This is a genomic window from Streptomyces sp. NPDC059456, assembly GCF_042750055.1.
GTDB lineage: Bacteria > Actinomycetota > Actinomycetes > Streptomycetales > Streptomycetaceae > Streptomyces.
Genome location: NZ_JBHYVA010000907.1, coordinates 1 through 2770, shown reverse-complemented (window position 1 = coordinate 2770; position 2770 = coordinate 1). Strand labels below are relative to the sequence as shown.

The window sequence follows — 2770 nt, the reverse complement described above, 5'->3', positions numbered from 1 at the left end:
GCCTGGAGGCGCGCGAGGGTGTTCAGGAGGGACATGCGGCGGCCTCCAGGGCCTCGGCGCGCAGCCGGGCCGCCCGGTGCAGCGCGGCCGCGGCCGGGTCGTCGGGGCTGCCGCCGCCGGACGCGGCCGCGAGGGCCTCCCCGACGGTGGTGAGCGCTCCGAGCTCCCCCCGTACGGAGCGGCCCAGCGCGGTCACCTCGTCGGCCGCGCGGGCCCGCTCGCGGCAGTGGAAGGCGAGCTCGCAGGCGGCCAGGCACTCGGGGGCGTAGGCGGCCTCGACCGCCGAAACGGCGGCGGTCAGCTCCTCGGCGGGCAGCGAGGGGTCGAAGCCGAGCCCCTCGGGCAGGGCCGCGGCCAGTTCCTCGACCCGGGTCAGCCGCTCCAGCCGGCGCCGGGTCACGGCCCGCTCGCGGCGGACGTCGACGGGCGCGGCCGCGGGCAGGTTGGAGAAGTCCTTCGGGCAGACGAGCAGCACGGTGTGCCCGACCACGGCGGAGGCCAGCTTTCCGGCGGTCTTCTCCAGGGCCAGCACGTACACGGCGGCCTGCCGGGCGGCGGCGCCCACCTTCGCGGCGTCGGCGGCCCCGTCGATCATCGGGAACGACTTGATCTCCACGACGGTCCAGCGGCCGTCGGGGTGCACCACGACGGCGTCCGGTTCCAGGTAGGCGGGGGAGCCCGCGACCTCCAGGGCCAGCATCGGGTGGTCCAGCAGGGTCCAGGCGCCGGAGGCGGCCGCGGCGGCGGTGGCCTCGCGCAGCGCGAGGGCGGTGCGGGCGGCGCGGCCCTCGGGCCCGGCGGCGGTCAGATCGGGGACGCGGGCGTCCGGGCCGGGCGGCTCGGCGCCGGCGCCCAGGTGCCGGTGGACCAGTTCCAGCAGGACGGCTCCGCCGTCGCCCTTGACCCTGGCCTCGAAGGAGTTCCCGCGGGCGATGGCGAACTGCGACTGGCCGAACGGGGCGGGCGAGCCCAGGGCCGCGGCCAGGGCCGTCTTGTCCACGCCGGCGCCGTCGAGCAGGGTGCGTCTGCCGCAGCCGGGGTTGGCGGCGAGCGCCGCCAGCGCACGGGCGTCGAGCGGACGGGGCGGCACGGCGGGGCCGCGCAGGTCAGCGAGCCGCTGCCGCAGTGTCGTCGTCGGAGGCGGGCCGCTGGGCGGGTAGGAGCTCACGGGCGGAAGTGTCCCATCCGCCACTGACAATCGTGGTCGTACCGCGAAAACCGGCTGCTCGGCCGGGCAGCCGGCGCACGATCGCGTACCCGGCGGCCATCACGGCGACCCCGGCGGCCGCGTCCAGGAAGTAGTGGTTGGCGGTGCCCATGACCACGAGCGCGGTGAGGGCCGGATAGGCGATGCCGAGTCCCCGCAGCAGCGGGCGGCGCCCGTAGCGCCACAGCAGGACCCCGCACCACAGCGCCCAGCCGACGTGCAGGCTCGGCATGGCCGCGTACTGGTTGGTCAGGCCCCCGAGCCCGCGCGGGGCACTGGCCTCGGCGCCCCACCAGCCGTAGCCGCTGTACTGGGCCATCGTGTCGGTGAACCCGTACGCGGGGTCCAGCAGCCGGGGCGGGCAGGTGGGCATCAGGGCGAAGCCGACGAGCCCGAGGAGGGTGGAGAGCACCAGCCAGGTGCGGGCGCCGCGGTAGTGCCCCGGCCGGTGCAGGTACAGCCAGACCAGCACGGCCGGGGTGACGAGGTAGTGCAGGGAGGCGTAGACGAAGTCGGCGGGTATCCCGAGCAGTCCCTGGCCGGAGAAGAGCCGGTTGAGGGGGTGTTCGAAGTCGATCCCCAGCAGCTCCTCGGTCCGCAGGATCGCGATCCCGTGGCCGGTGGCGAGGTGCACGTCACCCCGGGCGAGGAGTCTGCCACCGGTGTACGCGCCGTAGACGAGCCCCAGGAGCAGCAGTTCGGCCCACCACCGGGCGGGCTTCTGCCGATCAGTCATACGTCGTAGGACGCTTGTGCGACGGGGTGGGTTGCCCGGTGTTCACGTGATGGATGATGGATGGACGACGCATTCGCCCGAAGACGTGCGAACCCGTATGAACCACATGAACCGGGTACGAACCCTTACGCACCGGGAGTATCTTCTATGGCCCCCCGCATCCTCCTGGCCCGCCACGGCCAGACGGCGTGGTCCCAGCTCGGCAAGCACACGGGACGCACGGACGTGCCCCTGCTGGAGGAGGGCAGGCGGGGCGCGAAGCTGCTCGGCGAGCGGCTGGCCCGCGCCCCGTGGAACGGGCTGCCCGGCGTGGAGGTGCGCACCAGCCCCCTGGTCCGCGCGAGCGAGAGCTGCGACCTGGCGGGCTTCGGCGCCCGGGCGGAGCCGTGGGACGCGCTGATGGAGTGGGACTACGGCGCGTACGAGGGCATGACCCCGGCGGAGATCCAGGCGATCCGCCCGGGCTGGCTGATCTGGCGCGACGGCGTCCCGGGCGGCGAGTCCGTGGCCGACGTCGCGGCGCGCGCCGACGAGGTCGTCGCCTGGGCCCGCTCGGCCGAGCACGACGTCCTGGTCTTCGCCCACGGCCACGTCCTGCGCACCCTGGCCGCCCGCTGGCTCGGCCTGGAGGCCTCCTTCGGCGCCCGCATCCGCCTGGAGCCCACGTCCCTCTCGGTCCTGGGCTGGGCGTACGGGGCCCCCGCGCTGGAGCGCTGGAACGACACGGGGCACCTGGACCTCTGACCGCCCGGCCCGAAGTCGGGTACGGGCCCGGTCGCGTCGGACCGGCGGACCGGGCGAGGACCGGGCGCAGACCGGGCCCGTAC

General features: G+C 75.5%; 3 protein-coding genes. 1 reads left to right on the top strand and 2 read right to left on the bottom strand.

Annotation, left to right across the window (positions count from 1 at the left end; all coding sequences use genetic code 11):
* Window positions 1-22: 22 nt before the first annotated feature.
* On the bottom strand, window positions 23-1168 hold the full coding sequence (locus ACFXA3_RS40375) for a hypothetical protein (RefSeq protein WP_385196091.1): 1146 nt from the start codon (window positions 1166-1168) through the stop codon (window positions 23-25).
* Window positions 1107-1943 (bottom strand): phosphatase PAP2 family protein, encoded by an 837-nt coding sequence (locus tag ACFXA3_RS40370; RefSeq protein ID WP_385196088.1) that lies wholly within the window; start codon window positions 1941-1943, stop codon window positions 1107-1109. Before ACFXA3_RS40370 ends, ACFXA3_RS40375 begins: the two co-directional genes overlap by 62 nt.
* Window positions 1944-2090: 147 nt before the next feature.
* Here ACFXA3_RS40370 and ACFXA3_RS40365 point away from each other — a divergent pair, with 147 nt between their 5' ends.
* The gene (locus ACFXA3_RS40365) at window positions 2091-2687 is read left to right on the top strand and encodes a histidine phosphatase family protein (RefSeq protein WP_385196085.1); all 597 of its coding nucleotides are present in this window, start codon (window positions 2091-2093) and stop codon (window positions 2685-2687) included.
* Window positions 2688-2770: the final 83 nt, after the last annotated feature.

What these genes read in the sequence shown, in the direction of transcription:
- ACFXA3_RS40365 (WP_385196085.1), top strand. Translation starts at nt 2,091, where the DNA reads ATGGCCCCCCGCATCCTCCTGGCCCGCCACGGCCAGACGGCGTGGTCC.
- ACFXA3_RS40370 (WP_385196088.1), bottom strand. Translation starts at nt 1,943, where the DNA reads ATGACTGATCGGCAGAAGCCCGCCCGGTGGTGGGCCGAACTGCTGCTC.